Origin of the sequence: Streptococcus sp. 27098_8_22, from assembly GCF_041432415.1 — a bacterium.
Classification (GTDB): Bacteria; Bacillota; Bacilli; order Lactobacillales; family Streptococcaceae; genus Streptococcus; species Streptococcus pseudopneumoniae_M.
Genome location: NZ_JAPVZP010000001.1, coordinates 718,752 through 734,994, shown reverse-complemented (window position 1 = coordinate 734,994; position 16,243 = coordinate 718,752). Strand labels below are relative to the sequence as shown.

At 40.6% G+C, this 16,243-nt stretch carries 15 protein-coding genes and 12 tRNA genes; 25 read left to right on the top strand and 2 right to left on the bottom strand.

Annotated features, from left to right (window positions below; genetic code table 11):
• Positions 1-16 precede the first annotated feature (16 nt).
• The 20 genes from O3633_RS03620 (at position 17) to O3633_RS03525 (ending at position 8,777) form a co-directional block, all read left to right on the top strand.
• Positions 17-88 (top strand) — tRNA-Gly (locus O3633_RS03620).
• A 7-nt stretch (positions 89-95) separates the two neighbouring features.
• Positions 96-181 (top strand) — tRNA-Leu (locus O3633_RS03615).
• 8 nt (positions 182-189) lie between these two features.
• Positions 190-263 (top strand) — tRNA-Arg (locus O3633_RS03610).
• 15 nt (positions 264-278) lie between these two features.
• Positions 279-352: transfer RNA gene (locus O3633_RS03605), tRNA-Pro, on the top strand.
• Between the two features lie 5 nt (positions 353-357).
• A tRNA-Met gene (locus O3633_RS03600) sits at positions 358-431 on the top strand.
• Positions 432-444: 13 nt separating this feature from the next.
• Positions 445-518: transfer RNA gene (locus O3633_RS03595), tRNA-Ile, on the top strand.
• 11 nt (positions 519-529) lie between these two features.
• Positions 530-619, top strand: a tRNA-Ser gene (locus O3633_RS03590).
• Between the two features lie 10 nt (positions 620-629).
• Positions 630-703: transfer RNA gene (locus O3633_RS03585), tRNA-Met, on the top strand.
• 3 nt (positions 704-706) lie between these two features.
• Positions 707-779 (top strand) — tRNA-Phe (locus tag O3633_RS03580).
• A gap of 13 nt (positions 780-792) precedes the next feature.
• Positions 793-863: transfer RNA gene (locus tag O3633_RS03575), tRNA-Gly, on the top strand.
• A gap of 37 nt (positions 864-900) precedes the next feature.
• Positions 901-974: transfer RNA gene (locus O3633_RS03570), tRNA-Ile, on the top strand.
• Between the two features lie 6 nt (positions 975-980).
• Positions 981-1,068 (top strand) — tRNA-Ser (locus O3633_RS03565).
• 532 nt (positions 1,069-1,600) lie between these two features.
• A complete protein-coding gene (locus O3633_RS03560) occupies positions 1,601-2,734 on the top strand; it encodes a DUF4767 domain-containing protein (RefSeq protein ID WP_049529937.1) in 1,134 nt (377 codons plus the stop codon).
• 152 nt (positions 2,735-2,886) lie between these two features.
• Entirely contained in the window at positions 2,887-3,591 is a 705-nt protein-coding gene (locus tag O3633_RS03555; RefSeq protein WP_049529936.1) for a hypothetical protein, read from the top strand.
• A 133-nt stretch (positions 3,592-3,724) separates the two neighbouring features.
• Positions 3,725-4,174 carry a MarR family winged helix-turn-helix transcriptional regulator gene (locus O3633_RS03550; protein ID WP_049529935.1) on the top strand — a complete coding sequence of 150 codons (450 nt, stop codon included), beginning with the start codon at positions 3,725-3,727 and terminating at the stop codon, positions 4,172-4,174.
• Between the two features lie 3 nt (positions 4,175-4,177).
• Entirely contained in the window at positions 4,178-4,942 is a 765-nt protein-coding gene (locus O3633_RS03545; RefSeq protein ID WP_049529934.1) for a nuclear transport factor 2 family protein, read from the top strand.
• Positions 4,943-4,955: 13 nt separating this feature from the next.
• The gene (locus tag O3633_RS03540; RefSeq protein WP_049529933.1) at positions 4,956-5,915 is read left to right on the top strand and encodes a zinc-binding dehydrogenase; all 960 of its coding nucleotides are present in this window, start codon (positions 4,956-4,958) and stop codon (positions 5,913-5,915) included.
• Positions 5,916-6,644 carry an ATP-binding cassette domain-containing protein gene (locus tag O3633_RS03535; protein WP_049529932.1) on the top strand — a complete coding sequence of 243 codons (729 nt, stop codon included), beginning with the start codon at positions 5,916-5,918 and terminating at the stop codon, positions 6,642-6,644.
• Positions 6,637-8,157 (top strand): ABC transporter permease/substrate-binding protein, encoded by a 1,521-nt coding sequence (locus O3633_RS03530; RefSeq protein WP_371620397.1) that lies wholly within the window; start codon positions 6,637-6,639, stop codon positions 8,155-8,157. The genes O3633_RS03535 and O3633_RS03530 overlap by 8 nt, the downstream gene beginning before the upstream one ends.
• Positions 8,154-8,777, top strand: coding sequence for an endonuclease III domain-containing protein (locus O3633_RS03525; RefSeq protein ID WP_049529930.1), 624 nt, complete (start codon positions 8,154-8,156; stop codon positions 8,775-8,777). Before O3633_RS03530 ends, O3633_RS03525 begins: the two co-directional genes overlap by 4 nt.
• 184 nt (positions 8,778-8,961) lie before the next feature.
• On the opposite strand, the gene O3633_RS03520 is transcribed toward O3633_RS03525, so the two are convergent.
• Entirely contained in the window at positions 8,962-9,495 is a 534-nt protein-coding gene (locus O3633_RS03520; protein ID WP_049529929.1) for a TetR/AcrR family transcriptional regulator, read from the bottom strand.
• Between the two features lie 132 nt (positions 9,496-9,627).
• Between O3633_RS03520 and O3633_RS03515 the strand changes: the two genes are divergently transcribed.
• Both O3633_RS03515 and O3633_RS03510 read left to right on the top strand, forming a co-directional pair.
• Positions 9,628-10,530: a cation diffusion facilitator family transporter gene (locus O3633_RS03515; RefSeq protein WP_049529928.1), complete on the top strand. Its 903-nt coding sequence runs from the start codon at positions 9,628-9,630 to the stop codon at positions 10,528-10,530.
• Between the two features lie 76 nt (positions 10,531-10,606).
• Complete coding sequence (locus O3633_RS03510; RefSeq protein WP_049529927.1) at positions 10,607-11,644, top strand: zinc-binding dehydrogenase; 1,038 nt, start codon at positions 10,607-10,609, stop codon at positions 11,642-11,644.
• A 213-nt stretch (positions 11,645-11,857) separates the two neighbouring features.
• On the opposite strand, the gene O3633_RS03505 is transcribed toward O3633_RS03510, so the two are convergent.
• Positions 11,858-12,859 carry a LacI family DNA-binding transcriptional regulator gene (locus O3633_RS03505; RefSeq protein ID WP_045763128.1) on the bottom strand — a complete coding sequence of 334 codons (1,002 nt, stop codon included), beginning with the start codon at positions 12,857-12,859 and terminating at the stop codon, positions 11,858-11,860.
• A gap of 168 nt (positions 12,860-13,027) precedes the next feature.
• Between O3633_RS03505 and O3633_RS03500 the strand changes: the two genes are divergently transcribed.
• From O3633_RS03500 to O3633_RS03490, 3 genes are all read left to right on the top strand, one after another.
• Positions 13,028-14,206 (top strand): galactokinase, encoded by a 1,179-nt coding sequence (locus O3633_RS03500; RefSeq protein WP_371620396.1) that lies wholly within the window; start codon positions 13,028-13,030, stop codon positions 14,204-14,206.
• An 18-nt stretch (positions 14,207-14,224) separates the two neighbouring features.
• On the top strand, positions 14,225-15,706 hold the full coding sequence (locus O3633_RS03495; RefSeq protein WP_371620395.1) for a UDP-glucose--hexose-1-phosphate uridylyltransferase: 1,482 nt from the start codon (positions 14,225-14,227) through the stop codon (positions 15,704-15,706).
• A gap of 69 nt (positions 15,707-15,775) precedes the next feature.
• Positions 15,776-16,180 (top strand): PaaI family thioesterase, encoded by a 405-nt coding sequence (locus O3633_RS03490; RefSeq protein WP_036759319.1) that lies wholly within the window; start codon positions 15,776-15,778, stop codon positions 16,178-16,180.
• Positions 16,181-16,243: the final 63 nt, after the last annotated feature.

Genomic DNA, 16,243 nt, shown 5'->3' with positions numbered 1-16,243 from the left:
TAACCAAGAGGTCGATGCGAACGTAGTTCAGTGGTAGAACACCACCTTGCCAAGGTGGGGGTCGCGGGTTCGAATCCCGTCGTTCGCTTAGAGAGGCCGGGGTGGCGGAACTGGCAGACGCACAGGACTTAAAATCCTTCGATTGGTAACGATCGTACCGGTTCGATCCCGGTCCTCGGCATATAAAGAGCACCCTTAGCTCAACTGGATAGAGTACCTGACTACGAATCAGGCGGTTAGAGGTTCGACTCCTCTAGGGTGCATTTTTCTATTTAACTCGGGAAGTAGCTCAGCTTGGTAGAGTACTTGGTTTGGGACCAAGGTGTCGCAGGTTCGAATCCTGTCTTCCCGATTGATGGCGGTGTAGCTCAGCTGGCTAGAGCGTCCGGTTCATACCCGGGAGGTCGGGGGTTCGATCCCCTTCGCCGCTATAATGATCTTGTTGGACCTTTAGCTCAGCTGGTTAGAGCTCTCGGCTCATAACCGAGTGGTCGTAGGTTCAAGTCCTACAAGGTCCATTAAATACTATGGAGGATTACCCAAGTCCGGCTGAAGGGAACGGTCTTGAAAACCGTCAGGCGTGTAAAAGCGTGCGTGGGTTCGAATCCCACATCCTCCTTTATTATTAACGCGGGATGGAGCAGCTCGGTAGCTCGTCGGGCTCATAACCCGAAGGTCGTAGGTTCAAATCCTGCTCCCGCAATAAGGCTCGGTAGCTCAGTTGGTAGAGCAATGGATTGAAGCTCCATGTGTCGGCGGTTCGATTCCGTCTCGCGCCATATTTATTTTTATGCGGGTGTAGTTTAGTGGTAAAACTACAGCCTTCCAAGCTGTTGTCGCGAGTTCGATTCTCGTCACCCGCTTTGAACATATAGTTCATTTACCAAGTTTTTAAAACTTGGGCGCGTAGCTCAGGTGGTTAGAGCGCACGCCTGATAAGCGTGAGGTCGGTGGTTCGAGTCCACTCGTGCCCATTAGTAGGAGAATTACTCAAGAGGCTGAAGAGGACGGTTTGCTAAATCGTTAGGTCGGGTAACTGGCGCAAGGGTTCGAATCCCTTATTCTCCGTAATTAGAGCTTCTTAGCTCTTTTTTTGTGTTTTTGACTGTAAAATTTAGGCTTTTTGATAACTATGGTAGGGCGATGCATTGTTACAATCTGGAGTGAAACAAAATGATTTACTCTTTTTGTTTCACTCTTAGGAAGTTTCTAGGTTTAATGTTATTAAACTAACCGAATATTTAAGTTTTTTTAGTGATTTTGTAGTCTTTTTCCTAGATTCTATCTGCATTTCTATTTTAGTCTTTCGATGTGTTAATGTTCTTTTCTTTATTTTCCTGTAAGTTTCTATTATAATTTAATTATATTACAAATTACCTTTAAATAATGGTTAATCTCTTTTCTTTATAGGTCCTATTGGCCTTTTCTACAATATGTTTTGATCTATAGGATTTATCGAAGGTGTATCTAATGTAAGAATTATAGAACTTATTTACTTAGTATTTGTATATATAAGATTTTTTATTTTACCGAAACTCTAAAATATTTGATATAATGTAGGCAAAGCTATGGTCACCATTCATTTCAAGAGGAGATTTTTATGGGGAATAGAAGTATAGTAGGAAGTCTGTTTATTCTTATATTTAGTTTTTTTACAGTTGGTTGTAGTAATCAAAATTCTGAGGTTTCTAGTAAAGATACTAGTTTATCTACTTCAACTACTAGTAATGAGATAAAGTCTGGGGAGTCTAAGAAAGATTATAAAGATTTGTACAAGTCAGTTTTTGATGATTACCAAAAAATATTTTCTACTTCTAATGATTCAACTGCAATTTCAAATCTTTATCAAAGTTTAAAAGCTACTGAACGTCCTATCAATAGTTGGTCTATTGAAAATGCTATAAATCGTTCAGATGATATGTGTTACTCTTTTGTTGATTTAAATGATGATGACGTTGTGGAGTTACTTGTAGCGGATCTTAATTTAAGTGGAAAATACTTTTTAACTGGAGTGTACTCTATACAAGAAGGTAAACCTGTGCTTTTAGCAGAAGGTTTTGCTGCAGGACATGGTGGAGCTAGGAATGCGACAATTATTTATCAAGGTGGGGAGATTCTTGAATTAAGTTGGTCGTCAGGAACTGGTAAAGGTTATGGAACTCTTTATAAGTTAAATGAAAAGCAAAAGGGGGCTAGTAAACTTCAGGAAAAAGAATTTCAAATAGAATCTAATTATATTGGATCTAATTTTGGAAAAACTGAATCTGATCAAATTGATCTAAGAGGTTTTGATTGGCAGAAATTTGAAACTTCGACTAGCTCTTCTATCTCCGAGGAGAAACAAAAAGCTCCTTGGAATGCAAGCAAATCTGCAAAATTAGAAGCCTTCATTAAAGGATGGGGTGAAAGACTTGGTCAACCAAATTACAAAAAGGGAATTTCTGGTGGTGATGTTGGTGCAGATAATCTCTATACCTTTGGAGATGGACCAAGCGAAAAAATGAATGCCGAATACACGGATACAGGTTTAGGAAATGCTAAGTATCGAATTGTGGAACGCTATAGTAACTGGGATAAATACCCAGACGTGCATAGCTACTTTTTTGCGATAACTGATACTGGGGAAGCGATTGTTTTTCATTCTCCAACAACAAATGGTGGGGTTATGTACTTAAAACCGACAGAGAATACAGAGATCCAAGCAGAGTTTAAACGCTTAGTTGAGGAAGAGTAGAAAAATGAAGAGTTTGGTCAAGGCCAAGCTCTATTTTTTAAAATCTCTTCTTTCATTTTTATATTCTTTGAGTATTTAATGGTATACTAGTGTTATATAAGAACGTAAAGCATTATTTGATGATGATTCTATAATCCGGGAGAATAATTTCTATGCCAAAAAGTGTGAAGTTTCGTAGTATTTATTATAGATTTGTTCTTTTTATAGTTATTTTATATCTTTTGGGTGCTCATCAAATTGTTGGTCGAGGAATTCAAACAGTTACTATCTTTGATTACGTCTTTAACTTTCATCAAACACAGTTAGGGTATTCCTTTGTTTTATTAATTTTCGTTGGTATTGGTATTAATTTTCTTTTTCCTTGGAAATTTTATATTACTCAGGATGGGATATACATTAGAAGGTTAGATTTATTTGTTCCTTGGAGTGATATCAGTGGAGTTTCCCATGTTTGGATTAACAAAGCGAGTAATTTTAGCAGAGGGCTTGCTTTTTATAACAATAAATGTTTAGTTTTCTATCGTAATAATTATAAACCGATTTGTATCTATAACACTTCTTTATTAGCCTTGTTTCTTGTCAAACTCTTTAATTCTCAGATCAAGACGAATATCTTATCGGCTAGTTTTGCTACGGGATTTAATATTCTATTAAATGCTTTACTTTTATTTTATCTTTACTTTCTTGATTTAAAAACTCTTAGTTTTAGTTATTTTTTACTTTTTTGCTTACTCTACTTTATAAAAATTTTTATCATTCCTTTATGCTTGGTTTCTAGTCAAAATTCTAAGTATGGTCCTTATCTGGTCCATAGTAGTTTCTTTAAGAGGAATGCTTCAGATGTGATTCATGTATAATTTTATAAAAATGATGACTTTCTACTTTTGGGTAGGAAGTTTTTTGTTATTTCTATATCGAAATAGTTGACAGATGTAATGAAAAATCTTACAATAAATTCAGAAAGTTCGATATAGAAGTAAAGGAGACAAAATGGACAAGATGTTAGGGGGCTACCAAGCTCTACAGATTCGATTGTTGAATGGGCGTATCTTTCAAAAACTCTTGAGCAAGGAACCAGATGCCCAATACAGAAGTGAGCAGGGAAAAATTTTAACAATCTTGTGGAAGCAAGAGTTGGGTTGTGCTACCGCAACTGATATTGCTCTTGCGACAGGTCTGGCAAACAATACGCTGACCAGTATGGTTAAGAAATTAGAAGAACAGGGTTTGGTTACGATTAAGCCTTGTACACAGGATAAAAGAAAAAAATATATCTCTTTGACAGATCTCGGTTGGACGCAAAAAGAAATTGGAGACCGTGTCAGTAAAGAGTTAGGTGAAATTTTCTACCAAGGATTTTCGGATCAAGAAATCCAGGAATTTGAAGCTTATCAAGAGCGTATTATCACTAATTTAAAGAAAAAAGAAAACGAGGAATAAATCATGTCCATTCAAGCACAAAATGCACAAAATCTATATATTCGTGCTATTCAAGATGGCCGTGTAGCAGAAGCGCAAGCAAGCTCAGTAGGGGATACCTATATCCAACACTCGACAGGAGTGCCGGATGGGAAAGAAGGATTCGCTACTTTTTTTGCAGATTTTATCAAGCGCCATCCAGAACGTGAAATCAAGATTGTTCGTACCATTGAAGATGGCAATCTGGTTTTTGTTCATGTGCACCAGTACCTAAACGGTGGAGAAGCCCAATGGGTGACGACAGATACTTTCTGTGCAGATGAAAATGCTCGTATCGTTGAGCATTGGGATGTTATTGACTACTATCGTACACCTGAAAATGAGCAACTCGATCAGATCTTTGGAGATTTTGAAATCAAGGACTTGGACAAGTCAGCGGAAAATAAAAAGCTGGTCCGTCGTTTCTTGACAGAAATTTTCCAAAACAAGGAGCTCGATCAATGGGAAGACTTTGTAGCAGAGGATGTGATTCAGCATAATCATGAGATTGGGCAATGGAGTCAAGCTTATAAGGATTACGTACGCGAGCACCATGTGGCCTATGACTTTGTTTTCCAACTCTTGACTCAAGGAAATTTTGCAGTGAGTTATGGTCAGGTATTGATTGATGGCGTTGCCTATGCTCAATACGATATCTTCCGTTTAGAAAATGGGAAAATTGTTGAACATTGGGATAATAAGGAAGTTATGCCTAAGGTAGAAGCCTTGACCAATAGTGGGAAATTTTAAAAAGGAATACATTATGAGAGCAGTTGTTGTAAGCACTCCAGGTGGACCGGAGGTATTAGAAGTTGTCGAACGACCTAAACCAGTCCTGAAGGCAGGTTGGACCCTAGTGAAAATCCAAGGATTTGGCATCAATCATAGTGAAATTTTTACCCGTAAGGGACAATCACCATCTGTGAAATTTCCTCGTGTATTAGGGATTGAGTGTGTCGGTCTTGTGGAAGAAACGACACGACCGGATTTGAAGATTGGACAACAAATCATTTCCATTATGGGAGAGATGGGGCGAGCCTTTGATGGAGGTTATGCAGAGTATACACTTCTTCCAAATGAACAAATTTATCCGATCAAGACAGAACTTGATTTGGAAAGCTTGATCGCACTACCTGAAACCTATTACACGGCATTTGGCTCTTTTCTCAATCTTAAGATTGAGGAGAAAGATAGCGTGTTAGTCCGCGGAGCAACCAGTGGTGTAGGAATTGCTTTTGCTAAACTGCTTAAAGGAAAATTTCCTAAGATTCACCTAGCAGGAACTAGCCGAAATTTAGCTAAGGAAGACCAATTGAAGGCAGTCGGATTTGATCAGGTGATTTTGGACAAGTACGGTGTCTTGCACACGAAAGAGCAGTTCGATAAGGTTTTGGATCTTGTTGGTCCCAGCGCTATTCTCGATACTTTTGCGCGGACAGCAGAAGGTGGGATTATCTGTTCTTGTGGCCTACTGGGTGGTCAGTGGACTGTTCCAGACTTTGATCCAATCGAGATGCTCTCTCGCAATCTCTACTTGACGACCTTTGCTTCTGCCAATGTGTCTCAAGACAAGCTTCAGGAATTGGTAGACTTTGTCGAGCGTTACCATGTGGATGTAGGGCCTGAAAAGATTTATAAGATTGACCAAATTCAGGAAGCGCATGCTTATCTGGAAGGAAGCTATTCTTTTGGCAAAGTTATTGTGAAAAATGAGGAAGACTAAATGATTGAATACAAACATGTAGCCTTGCGCTACACGGATAAGGACATTTTAAAAGATGTCAATCTCCGCATTGAAAATGGAGAATTCATGGTGCTAGTGGGTCCTTCAGGATCTGGAAAGACCACCATGATCAAGTTGGTGAACCGTCTCTTGGAGCCGACAGATGGCAATATTTATATGGATGGGAAACGCATCAAGGACTATGATGAACGGGAGTTACGTCTCAGTACCGGCTATGTCCTTCAGGCCATTGCCCTTTTTCCTAACTTGACAGTTGCTGAAAATATAGCATTGATTCCTGAGATGAAGGGTTGGAGAAAGGAACAAATCGCCTCTAAAACAGAAGAACTCTTGAACAAGGTTGGCCTACCTGCTGCAGATTATGCTCATCGTTTACCAAGCGAGTTATCTGGTGGGGAGCAACAGCGGATTGGGATTGTGCGGGCTATCATTGGGGAACCAAAAATCTTGCTGATGGATGAGCCCTTCTCAGCTTTGGATGCTATCTCCCGCAAGCAGTTGCAAGCTCTCACCAAAGACTTGCACAAGGAGTTCGGTATGACAACTATTTTCGTTACTCATGATACGGATGAGGCTTTAAAATTAGGGGATCGAATTGCTGTTTTACAGGATGGAGAAATTCGCCAGGTAGCAGAACCTGAAACAATTTTACAAGCGCCTGCGACAGAATTTGTAGCGAACTTGTTTGGAGGTAGCCTTCATGTCTAATTTGATTTCAACCTTTCAAGAGCGTTTTGGGGAATGGTTAACCGCTCTTGGTCAACACTTACAATTATCGCTTTTGACCTTATTGGTCGCTATTTTTCTGACCATCCCACTTGCGGTTTATCTAAATGGTCACAAAAAAGCAGCGACCTGGGTGCTACAAGTTGCAGGTATCTTCCAGACCATTCCTTCAATGGCCTTGTTGGGGCTCTTTATTCCTTTCATGGGGATTGGAACCTTACCAGCCCTCACAGCCCTTGTTATTTATGCTATTTTCCCGATTTTAGAAAATACAATCACAGCCTTGAACGGCATTGATCCTAGTCTTGAGGAGGCAGGGATTGCTTTTGGAATGACCAAGTGGGAGCGACTCAAGAAGTTTGAAATTCCACTGGCCATGCCTGTCATTGTATCGGGGGTTCGTACAGCAACCGTTATGATCATTGGGACAGCGACTCTAGCAGCTCTTGTGGGAGCTGGTGGATTGGGCTCCTTTATCCTTTTGGGAATTGATCGTCGGAATGCTAGTCTCATTTTAATCGGAGCAATCTCATCAGCCATCTTGGCCATTCTCTTTAATGTTGTTCTCAAATGGTTGGAAAAGGCAAAGTTGCGTACAATTGTTGCGGCCTTTGCTGTCATGGTCCTTGGTTTGGGAGCTAGTTATGCTCCAAGCATTATTCCACATAATGAGAAAGACAATCTCGTCATTGCTGGGAAGTTAGGACCTGAACCTGAGATTCTCATGAATATGTATAAACTTCTCATCGAGGAAAATACGGATATGACGGTGACGGTCAAGCCTAACTTTGGGAAGACAGATTTCCTTTATCAAGCGCTGAAAAAAGGGGATATTGATATCTATCCAGAATTTACAGGTACTATTACAGGCTCTCTCTTGCAGCCAGCTCCTAAAGTGAGCAATGACTCTGAAGAAGTTTACGAAGTGGCTCGTGATGGTATTGCCAAACAGGATCAACTAGCCTTTCTTAAACCCATGGCTTATCAAAATACTTATGCTATAGCAGTTCCTAAAAAAATTGCGCAAGAATATGGGCTTAAGACGATTTCAGACTTGAAAAAAGTAGAAGGACAGCTCAAGGCGGGATTCACTCTGGAGTTTAATGACCGTGAGGATGGAAACAAGGGCTTGCAGTCTGTTTATGGATTGAATCTCAATGTGGCAACCATGGAGCCAGCTCTTCGCTACCAAGCCATCCAGTCAGGGGACATTCAAATTACAGATGCTTACTCAACAGATGCTGAAATTGCTCGCTATGATTTAGTGGTTTTGGAGGATGATAAACAACTCTTCCCTCCATACCAAGGCGCTCCACTCATGAAAGCTAAATTACTCGAAAAACATCCTGAGCTGGAAGCAGTCCTCAATAAACTAGCTGGTAAAATCACCGAGAGCCAGATGAGTCAGATGAACTATCAGGTTGGTATTGATGGTAAGGATGCTTATACTGTTGCACATGATTTCTTGGTGGAACAGGGATTATTGAAGAAATGATGAGGCAAGAAGAAATACAAGAGACTCTTTTGCGACTCTGTAAGCACTATGGAGAACAAAATTGGTGGCAATCGGATAACAAGCTTGAAGATCTGGTATCTACTATTCTTATCCAGCGAACATCTGAGAAAAATGCTAAGTTGGCTTTAGCTGGTCTTATGGATGTCATGACAGTAGAGGGTATCCTAGGGTTATCACTAGAAGATTTACAGGAACGTATTCGACCTGCTGGATTTTTTAAGCAAAAGTCTCAAACGATTAGGGGACTTCTAATCTGGTTAAGAGAAAATGGTGGTTTTGAGGTTCTTGCTAGGATTGGAACAGAAGATTTACGGAAGCAACTTTTGGAGTTAAAAGGGATTGGACCAGAGACTGCAGATGCACTTTTACTATATCTTTTTGATCGTTCAGTTTTTATTTCGGATGAATATGCTAGAAGACTTTTTCGACGATTAGGATTTGGAAATTTTGATACCTATAATGAAATGCAGGCTGTTTATTGTAACGTATTGGAAGGACTTACTCTCAAACAATGCCAAGAGATTCATGCTGTTATTGATGAACATGGGAAAGTTTTTAGCAAAAGTAAAGGCCAGTTAGACGAAAGTTGGTTACGATAAAAAATTCTAAGACTTTTTGTCTTAGAATTTTTTTAGTGAATTTACTGGCTTAAAAAACATAGTTTGATCAGATTAGTAAGTAGAAAGTAGAGGCAAAATATTCATGGTGAATGGAATATTTGAATGATAAAATGTCGACTGGTATTTTTCTTTTGAGTGGGTATGAAATCTATAGTTGTGTTTGCTACTTCATCTTTAAGACATCTAAGTAAAATCTCACGACTTGGTCTTCCGTATTCGATTTTCCCTTTTTCAGCCACCAGGTCAATGTTTCGATAAAGTTAGTTACAACATAGTGTTTGAGATAGGAAGCAGGAATAGTAGGATAAGAAGCATGCAAGTCCTCTGCTACCATGGGGTAAACATGATGTTCTAGCTCTTTCTGTAATTGACGGAGGAAGTAGTCATTTTTTGAGAAAAGGAGGCTGGTGATATGGTCTTGATTTTTCTTAAAATGCGAAAAGATATGAGACAAATAAGCTTCTGTAGATATATTTTCCTCACGTTCAAAAAGATGATGAAAGAGATAACGACAGAGCTCGTCTAGGAGTAATTCTTTACTTTCATAATGGCTATAAAAGGTGGAACGCCCGACATCTGCTAGGTCTATTATCTCCTGAACGGTAATCGTTTCAAAGCTTTTTTGATTTAGTAATTGTAAAAAAGCAGTATAGATAGATTTTCGAGTCTTGGTAATGCGACGATCTTGAGCAGTCATATGGACACTTTGAACAAACTGTTCCGTATCTTACAAAGTAAACAATTTGCTCCTATCCTTTCTGAAATGAATGTTAGATAATGATAATGAACAAGATGTTCATGAATCTATTATAACAAAGGAATGTTGATTATGAAGACAAAACATACAGTTTGGTTAGCTTTTTTCTTGAATTTAAGTTATGCCATTGTTGAGTTTATCGCAGGAGAGATTTTTGGTTCTAGTGCGGTCCTTGCTGACTCTGTCCATGATCTTGGAGATGCAATCGCAATTGGGATATCAGCCTTTCTTGAAGCAATTTCCAATCGTGAAGAAGATAGTCATTACACCTTGGGTTACAAACGGTTTAGCCTTCTAGGTGCCATGGTAACAGCTGTGATTCTTATGACGGGGTCTGTTCTGGTGATTTTGGAAAATATAACAAAACTCTTTCATCCACAACCTGTCAATGATGAGGGCATTCTCTGGCTAGGAATCATTGCTGTTAGTATTAATGTGCTAGCCAGTCTTGTCGTTCGTAAAGGAAAAACAAAAAACGAATCCATCCTTAGCCTGCACTTTCTGGAAGATACTCTGGGTTGGCTGGCTGTTATCCTTATGGCCATTGTTCTGCGATTTACCGACTGGTATATCCTAGATTCTCTCTTGTCTCTGGTCATTTCTTTCTTTATTCTATCAAAAGCCATTCCACGTTTTTGGAGCACGCTCAAGATTTTCCTGGATGCTGTGCCAGAAGGAGTAGATATTGAGCAAGTCAAGAGTGATTTGGAGCAACTGGACTACGTTGCTAGTATCAATCAGCTAAACCTCTGGACCATGGATGGTTTGGAAAAAAATGCCATTGTCCATGTTTGTCTAAAAGAGATCGGACAGATGGAGATTTGTAAAGAATCCATTCGAACCCTACTCAAAGATTGTGGTTTTCAAAATATCACCATTGAGGTTGATGCAGATCTAGCAACTCATCAAGCCCATAAGCGAAAAATTGAGGAGTTGGAAGTAGGTCAAAGTCATGGACATGAACATCATCATTAATGAGATGTAGTATAAGTGAGCGAAAGCTTGATAAAAAGTGTATACTTAAGGTAGTTACATACAGAGAGGAAATTTTATGAAATCAGCAGTTTATACCAAGGCAGGTCAGGTCGGTATTGAGGAAATCAAGCGCCCAAGTATTCAAGAGGCGGATGATGTTATTATCCGTGTGGTACGTGCTTGTGTTTGTGGTTCGGACCTTTGGAGCTATCGTAATCCAGATATTAAAGCGGGTCACAAAAATAGTGGACACGAAGCAATTGGAATCGTTGAAGAAACTGGAAAAGCCATTACAACAGTCAAACCCGGTGATTTTGTGATTGTGCCATTTACTCATGGTTGTGGTGAATGTGACGCCTGTCGTGCTGGATTTGATGGTTCTTGTGACAATCATATCGGAAATAATCTAGGAGGGAATTTCCAGGCTGAATATCTCCGTTTCCACTACGCTAATTGGGCCCTTGTTAAAATTCCTGGGCAACCGTCTGATTACACAGAAGGGATGCTCAAGTCTCTCTTGACTCTGGCTGATGTCATGCCGACTGGCTATCATGCAGCGCGTGTAGCTGGTGTAAAACCCGGCGATAAAGTTGTGGTTATTGGGGATGGAGCTGTTGGGCAATGTGCTGTTATTGCAGCTAAAATGCGTGGAGCTTCCCAAATTATCCTCATGAGCCGTCACGAAGACCGTCAACAGATGGCTTTGGAGTCAGGTGCGACAGCAGTTGTAGCAGAACGTGGTGAAGAAGGCATTGCCAAGGTACGTGAAATTCTCGGCGGTGGAGCAGATGCAGCGCTTGAGTGTGTTGGTACTGAGGCAGCTGTTGAGCAAGCACTGGGTGTGCTTCACAATGGAGGGCGCATGGGATTTGTAGGAGTTCCACATTATAAGAATCGTGCTCTTGGTTCAACATTTATGCAAAATATAACTGTTGCAGGTGGAGCAGCTTCTGCAACAACATACGATAAGCAATTCTTGCTTAAAGCCGTTCTGGATGGTGATATCAATCCAGGTCGCGTCTTTACTTCAAGCTATAAACTGAAAGATATCGACCAAGCTTATAAGGCTATGGATGAACGCAAGACTATCAAGTCTATGATTGTGATGGATTAATACTCTTCGAAAATCTCTTCAAACCACGTCAGCTTCACCTTGGATTATATATGTGACTGACTTCGTCAGTTTTATCTACAACCTCAAAGCAGTGCTTTGAGCAACCTGCGGCTAGCTTCCTAGTTTGCTCTTTGATTTTCATTGAGTATAAAAAGAAAAACCTAATAGGATTTGAGAATCTCTATTAGGTTTTTTTGTGTTTAACTATTGCGCTTAATGCAAGGTACTTTCTCTTAAAGTCAGTTTGGTTCCCAGCATAGTCAGGCTTGGGATTTTGCGTCCGTGAAGGACTTCTCTGTTCAAAATATCCATTCCTGTGCGTCCCATTTCTTCGGTGTAGACTGTGATACTGGAAAGTGGTGGGAACACTTGCTTGGTTAGAATGGTATCATTAAAGGAAATAATGCTGACGCGCTCTGGAATGCTGATGCTGGCTTCCTGAAGGGCGCGAAGGGCACCAATGGCCAAGCTATCACTGGCAGCAAAAAAGGCCTGTGGAAGTTTATCTCCTAATTTTTCAATAGCTTCCTTCATCAAATCATATCCAGATTGGGCAGTAAATGAGCCTTGGAAAATGAATTCTTCGTTATAAATTCCTTTTTCTTGCGTATAGGATATAAAGTAATCTAAACGCTTATCTGAGATGACTTCTTCATGGTCAGTAGTAGTTTCAAGACCGGATAGGATACCAATCTTTTTACGATCATGATCTGTAAAGTAATCAACAACCTGTCTAACAGCATTATAAAAATCTGTAATGACACAGGTATGACCAAGAGCAATCGTATCACTGTCTAAAAATACTAGGGGTTTGTGGTATTCCTCAAATGATGCAATCTGTGCTTGGCTAAATTTCCCAATACAAAGAATCCCAATCACTTCTTCGCTAAGCGTGAAAGGCTGGTCATTAAAATAGCGCAAGATGTCGTAATCTAATTCTTGTGCTCTATTTTCAATTCCTAGTCGAATCTGGTAGTAGTAGAGATCTTCTAACTCTCCCTGTTCACTGACCCACTGGATGATAGCGATTTTCTGTTTGAGTTTGTGTGATTCACCTGTTTTGAGATGTTTGGTGTAGCCTAGTTCTTCGGCAACGGTTAAAATACGATGTCTGGTTTCTTCTGTGACAGATAGACTCTGATCGCGATTGAGGACACGGGATACAGTTGCGATCGAGACAGAGGCTAGCTGAGCAATATCTTTGAGTGTAGCCATAATTCCCCTCCTTTTTAAGTTATTATAGCATATTTTTCTTCCTTTTTACTCATAGTTTAGTAAAATATCGGTAAAAATGTTGACCTAAGCAAAACCCTTGGGTACAATAGAAGAAAACGATTACAGGATAAACTTTTTTACCTAATATTTCGTAAAAGGAGAATTCATATGACACAACATCTTACTGCTGAAGCACTTCGCAAGGATTTTCTTGCTGTTTTTGGTCAAGAAGCGGATCAAACCTTCTTCTCGCCAGGGCGCATCAACTTGATTGGGGAACATACTGACTATAACGGTGGTCATGTTTTTCCAGCAGCTATTTCACTCGGAACCTATGGGGCTGCTCGTAAGCGTGATGACCAAGTTTTGCGTTTCTACTCCGCAAATTTTGAGGACAAAGGAATTATCGAAGTGCCTCTAGCTGATCTCAAGTTTGAGAAAGAGCACAACTGGACCAACTATCCAAAAGGTGTCCTTCATTTCTTGCAAGAAGCTGGGCATGTGATTGACAAAGGTTTTGATTTCTATGTTTTTGGGAATATCCCAAATGGTGCGGGCTTGTCATCTTCAGCTTCTTTGGAGCTATTGACAGGTGTCGTGGCAGAATACCTCTTTGACCTAAAATTGGATCGTCTAGACTTAGTTAAAATCGGAAAACTAACAGAAAATAACTTTATCGGTGTTAACTCTGGTATTATGGACCAATTTGCTATCGGTATGGGTGCTGACCAACGCGCTATTTACCTAGATACTAACACTCTAGAATACGACTTGGTTCCACTTGATTTGAAAGACAATGTTGTTGTGATCATGAATACCAACAAACGTCGTGAACTAGCAGATTCTAAATATAATGAACGCCGTGCTGAATGTGAAAAGGCAGTGGAAGAACTTCAAGTGGCCTTGGATATCCAGACTTTAGGCGAATTGGATGAATGGGCTTTTGATGAATACAGCTACCTGATCAAAGACGCAAATCGTTTGAAACGTGCTCGCCACGCAGTTCTTGAAAATCAACGTACCCTTAGAGCACAAGCGGCTCTTCAAGCAGGAGATTTGGACAAGTTTGGTCGTTTGATGAATGCGTCTCACGTTTCTCTTGAGCATGATTACGAAGTGACTGGCTTGGAATTGGATACTCTTGTTCATACAGCTTGGGCTCAAGAAGGTGTTCTTGGTGCTCGTATGACAGGAGCAGGTTTTGGTGGTTGTGCCATTGCCTTGGTTCAAAAAGATGCGGTTGAAGCCTTTAAAGAAGCTGTTGGCAAACACTATGAAGAAATCGTTGGTTACGCTCCAAGCTTCTATATCGCTGAAGTTGCAGGTGGAACTCACGTTCTTGATTAGTCAAAAGGAGGTTTTCTAGTGACCTTAGTAGAAACATTTGTTACCAAAGTCATTGCAGAAAGTAGCTTTGAAGAGTTGGATCGTATCTATCTGACCAATCGTGTTTTAGCACTGGTGGGAGATGGAGTTCTTGAAGTTGAGACTGACCAAGATAACTTGATTGACCTTAAAGATCAGCTTGTCGAGGAAGCCGTTCGCTTGGAAACGATTGAAGATAGTCTGGCTGCTCGTGAGATTCTCGGTGCAGACCTAATGGACTTGGTAACGCCTTGTCCAAGTCAGGTTAATCGAGACTTTTGGGCTACTTATGCCCAGTCACCAGAGCAGGCGATTGCGGACTTCTACCAACTCAGTCAGAAGAATGACTACATCAAACTAAAAGCTATCGCAAAGAATATTGCTTATCGTGTACCGTCTGAATACGGTGAACTGGAGATTACCATCAATCTGTCTAAGCCTGAAAAGGATCCAAAAGAGATCGCGGCAGCTAAGTTGGTCAAGTCGAGCAACTATCCTCAGTGTCAGCTTTGTATGGAAAACGAAGGCTACCATGGTCGTGTCAATCATCCAGCTAGAAGCAACCATCGTATTATCCGTTTTGATATTTCTGGTCAGGAGTGGGGCTTCCAGTATTCGCCTTATGCGTACTTTAATGAGCACTGTATTTTCCTAGATAGCCAACATCGTCCCATGGCCATCAGTCGCCAAAGTTTTGAGCGTTTGTTAGCAATCGTAGAGCAGTTTCCAAGCTATTTTGCAGGCTCGAATGCGGACCTACCAATTGTTGGTGGTTCAATCTTGACCCATGATCATTACCAAGGTGGGCGCCATGTATTCCCAATGGAAGTGGCTCCTATTCAGAAAAGCTTTACCTTTGAAGGTTTTGAATCAGTCAAAGCAGGAATTGTTCAATGGCCTATGTCTGTGATTCGATTGACCTCAGATTCAAAAGACGATTTGACCAACCTTGCTGAGAAAATCTTACTGGCTTGGCGTCAATACTCCGATCCAAGTGTTCAAGTTTTGGCGGAAAGTGATGGGACACCACATCACACCATCACACCGATTGCGCGTAAACGAGATGGACAGTTTGAGTTGGATTTGGTCTTGCGAGACAATCAAACATCCCCAGAGCATCCAGATGGTATCTATCATCCTCATAAGGATGTTCAACATATCAAGAAGGAAAATATCGGCTTGATTGAGGTTATGGGCTTAGCCATTTTGCCACCACGCTTGAAGGAAGAAGCGGAGCAAGTAGCAGCTTACCTAGTTGGAGAGGATGTTCTAGTAGCAGATTATCACCAAGAATGGGCGGATGAGTTGAAAGAATCCAATCCTGACTTGACCGACAAAGACCAAGCTCTTGAAATCGTCCAAGAATCTGTTGGTAAAATCTTCGCTCGGGTATTGGAAGATGCAGGGGTTTACAAGCAAACAGAAGAAGGACAAGCAGCCTTTATGCGCTTTGTCGAGCAGGTTGGAGTTTTACCTGAATAAGTGCTTCTCCCTTGCGTAGAGTCCTGAAAAGTAGTATCATAGTGTCGTTTGAAACATCAGGAGGAACGTATGAAAGATTTTCACTTTGACGCTATATCTGCCTTTGAAAACTATGAAATTGAAAAGATGAGAGATGGCCACGTTGTGGTAACGACAAAAGTAGTGGACTCCTCACTTAACTATTATGGGAATGCCCATGGAGGCTATCTATTTACCCTCTGTGACCAAATCAGTGGTCTTGTGGTGATTTCGCTTGGTTTAGACGGGGTGACGCTCCAGTCTTCTATCAACTATCTGAAAGCTGGAAATCTAGGGGACGTTCTTACCATCAAGGGGGAATGTGTCCATCATGGACGCACCACTTGTGTCGTCGATGTTGATATCACCAATCAAGATGGAAGAAATGTCTGCAAGGCAACCTTCACCATGTTTGTCACAGGACAACGATCTGAAGATAGACAGGTGAGGATATAGGAAAATATGGTAGATAGCTACGCCTTAAAAACCCAGAGTGTGTTCACTATCCACAACCCTATA

Bases quoted from the DNA above. Each gene is read 5' to 3' on its own strand.
- O3633_RS03560 (WP_049529937.1), top strand. From the start codon at position 1,601: ATGGGGAATAGAAGTATAGTAGGAAGTCTGTTTATTCTTATATTTAGT.
- O3633_RS03555 (WP_049529936.1), top strand. From the start codon at position 2,887: ATGCCAAAAAGTGTGAAGTTTCGTAGTATTTATTATAGATTTGTTCTT.
- O3633_RS03550 (WP_049529935.1), top strand. From the start codon at position 3,725: ATGGACAAGATGTTAGGGGGCTACCAAGCTCTACAGATTCGATTGTTG.
- O3633_RS03545 (WP_049529934.1), top strand. From the start codon at position 4,178: ATGTCCATTCAAGCACAAAATGCACAAAATCTATATATTCGTGCTATT.
- O3633_RS03540 (WP_049529933.1), top strand. From the start codon at position 4,956: ATGAGAGCAGTTGTTGTAAGCACTCCAGGTGGACCGGAGGTATTAGAA.
- O3633_RS03535 (WP_049529932.1), top strand. From the start codon at position 5,916: ATGATTGAATACAAACATGTAGCCTTGCGCTACACGGATAAGGACATT.
- O3633_RS03530 (WP_371620397.1), top strand. From the start codon at position 6,637: ATGTCTAATTTGATTTCAACCTTTCAAGAGCGTTTTGGGGAATGGTTA.
- O3633_RS03525 (WP_049529930.1), top strand. From the start codon at position 8,154: ATGATGAGGCAAGAAGAAATACAAGAGACTCTTTTGCGACTCTGTAAG.
- O3633_RS03520 (WP_049529929.1), bottom strand. From the start codon at position 9,495: ATGACTGCTCAAGATCGTCGCATTACCAAGACTCGAAAATCTATCTAT.
- O3633_RS03515 (WP_049529928.1), top strand. From the start codon at position 9,628: ATGAAGACAAAACATACAGTTTGGTTAGCTTTTTTCTTGAATTTAAGT.
- O3633_RS03510 (WP_049529927.1), top strand. From the start codon at position 10,607: ATGAAATCAGCAGTTTATACCAAGGCAGGTCAGGTCGGTATTGAGGAA.
- O3633_RS03505 (WP_045763128.1), bottom strand. From the start codon at position 12,859: ATGGCTACACTCAAAGATATTGCTCAGCTAGCCTCTGTCTCGATCGCA.
- O3633_RS03500 (WP_371620396.1), top strand. From the start codon at position 13,028: ATGACACAACATCTTACTGCTGAAGCACTTCGCAAGGATTTTCTTGCT.
- O3633_RS03490 (WP_036759319.1), top strand. From the start codon at position 15,776: ATGAAAGATTTTCACTTTGACGCTATATCTGCCTTTGAAAACTATGAA.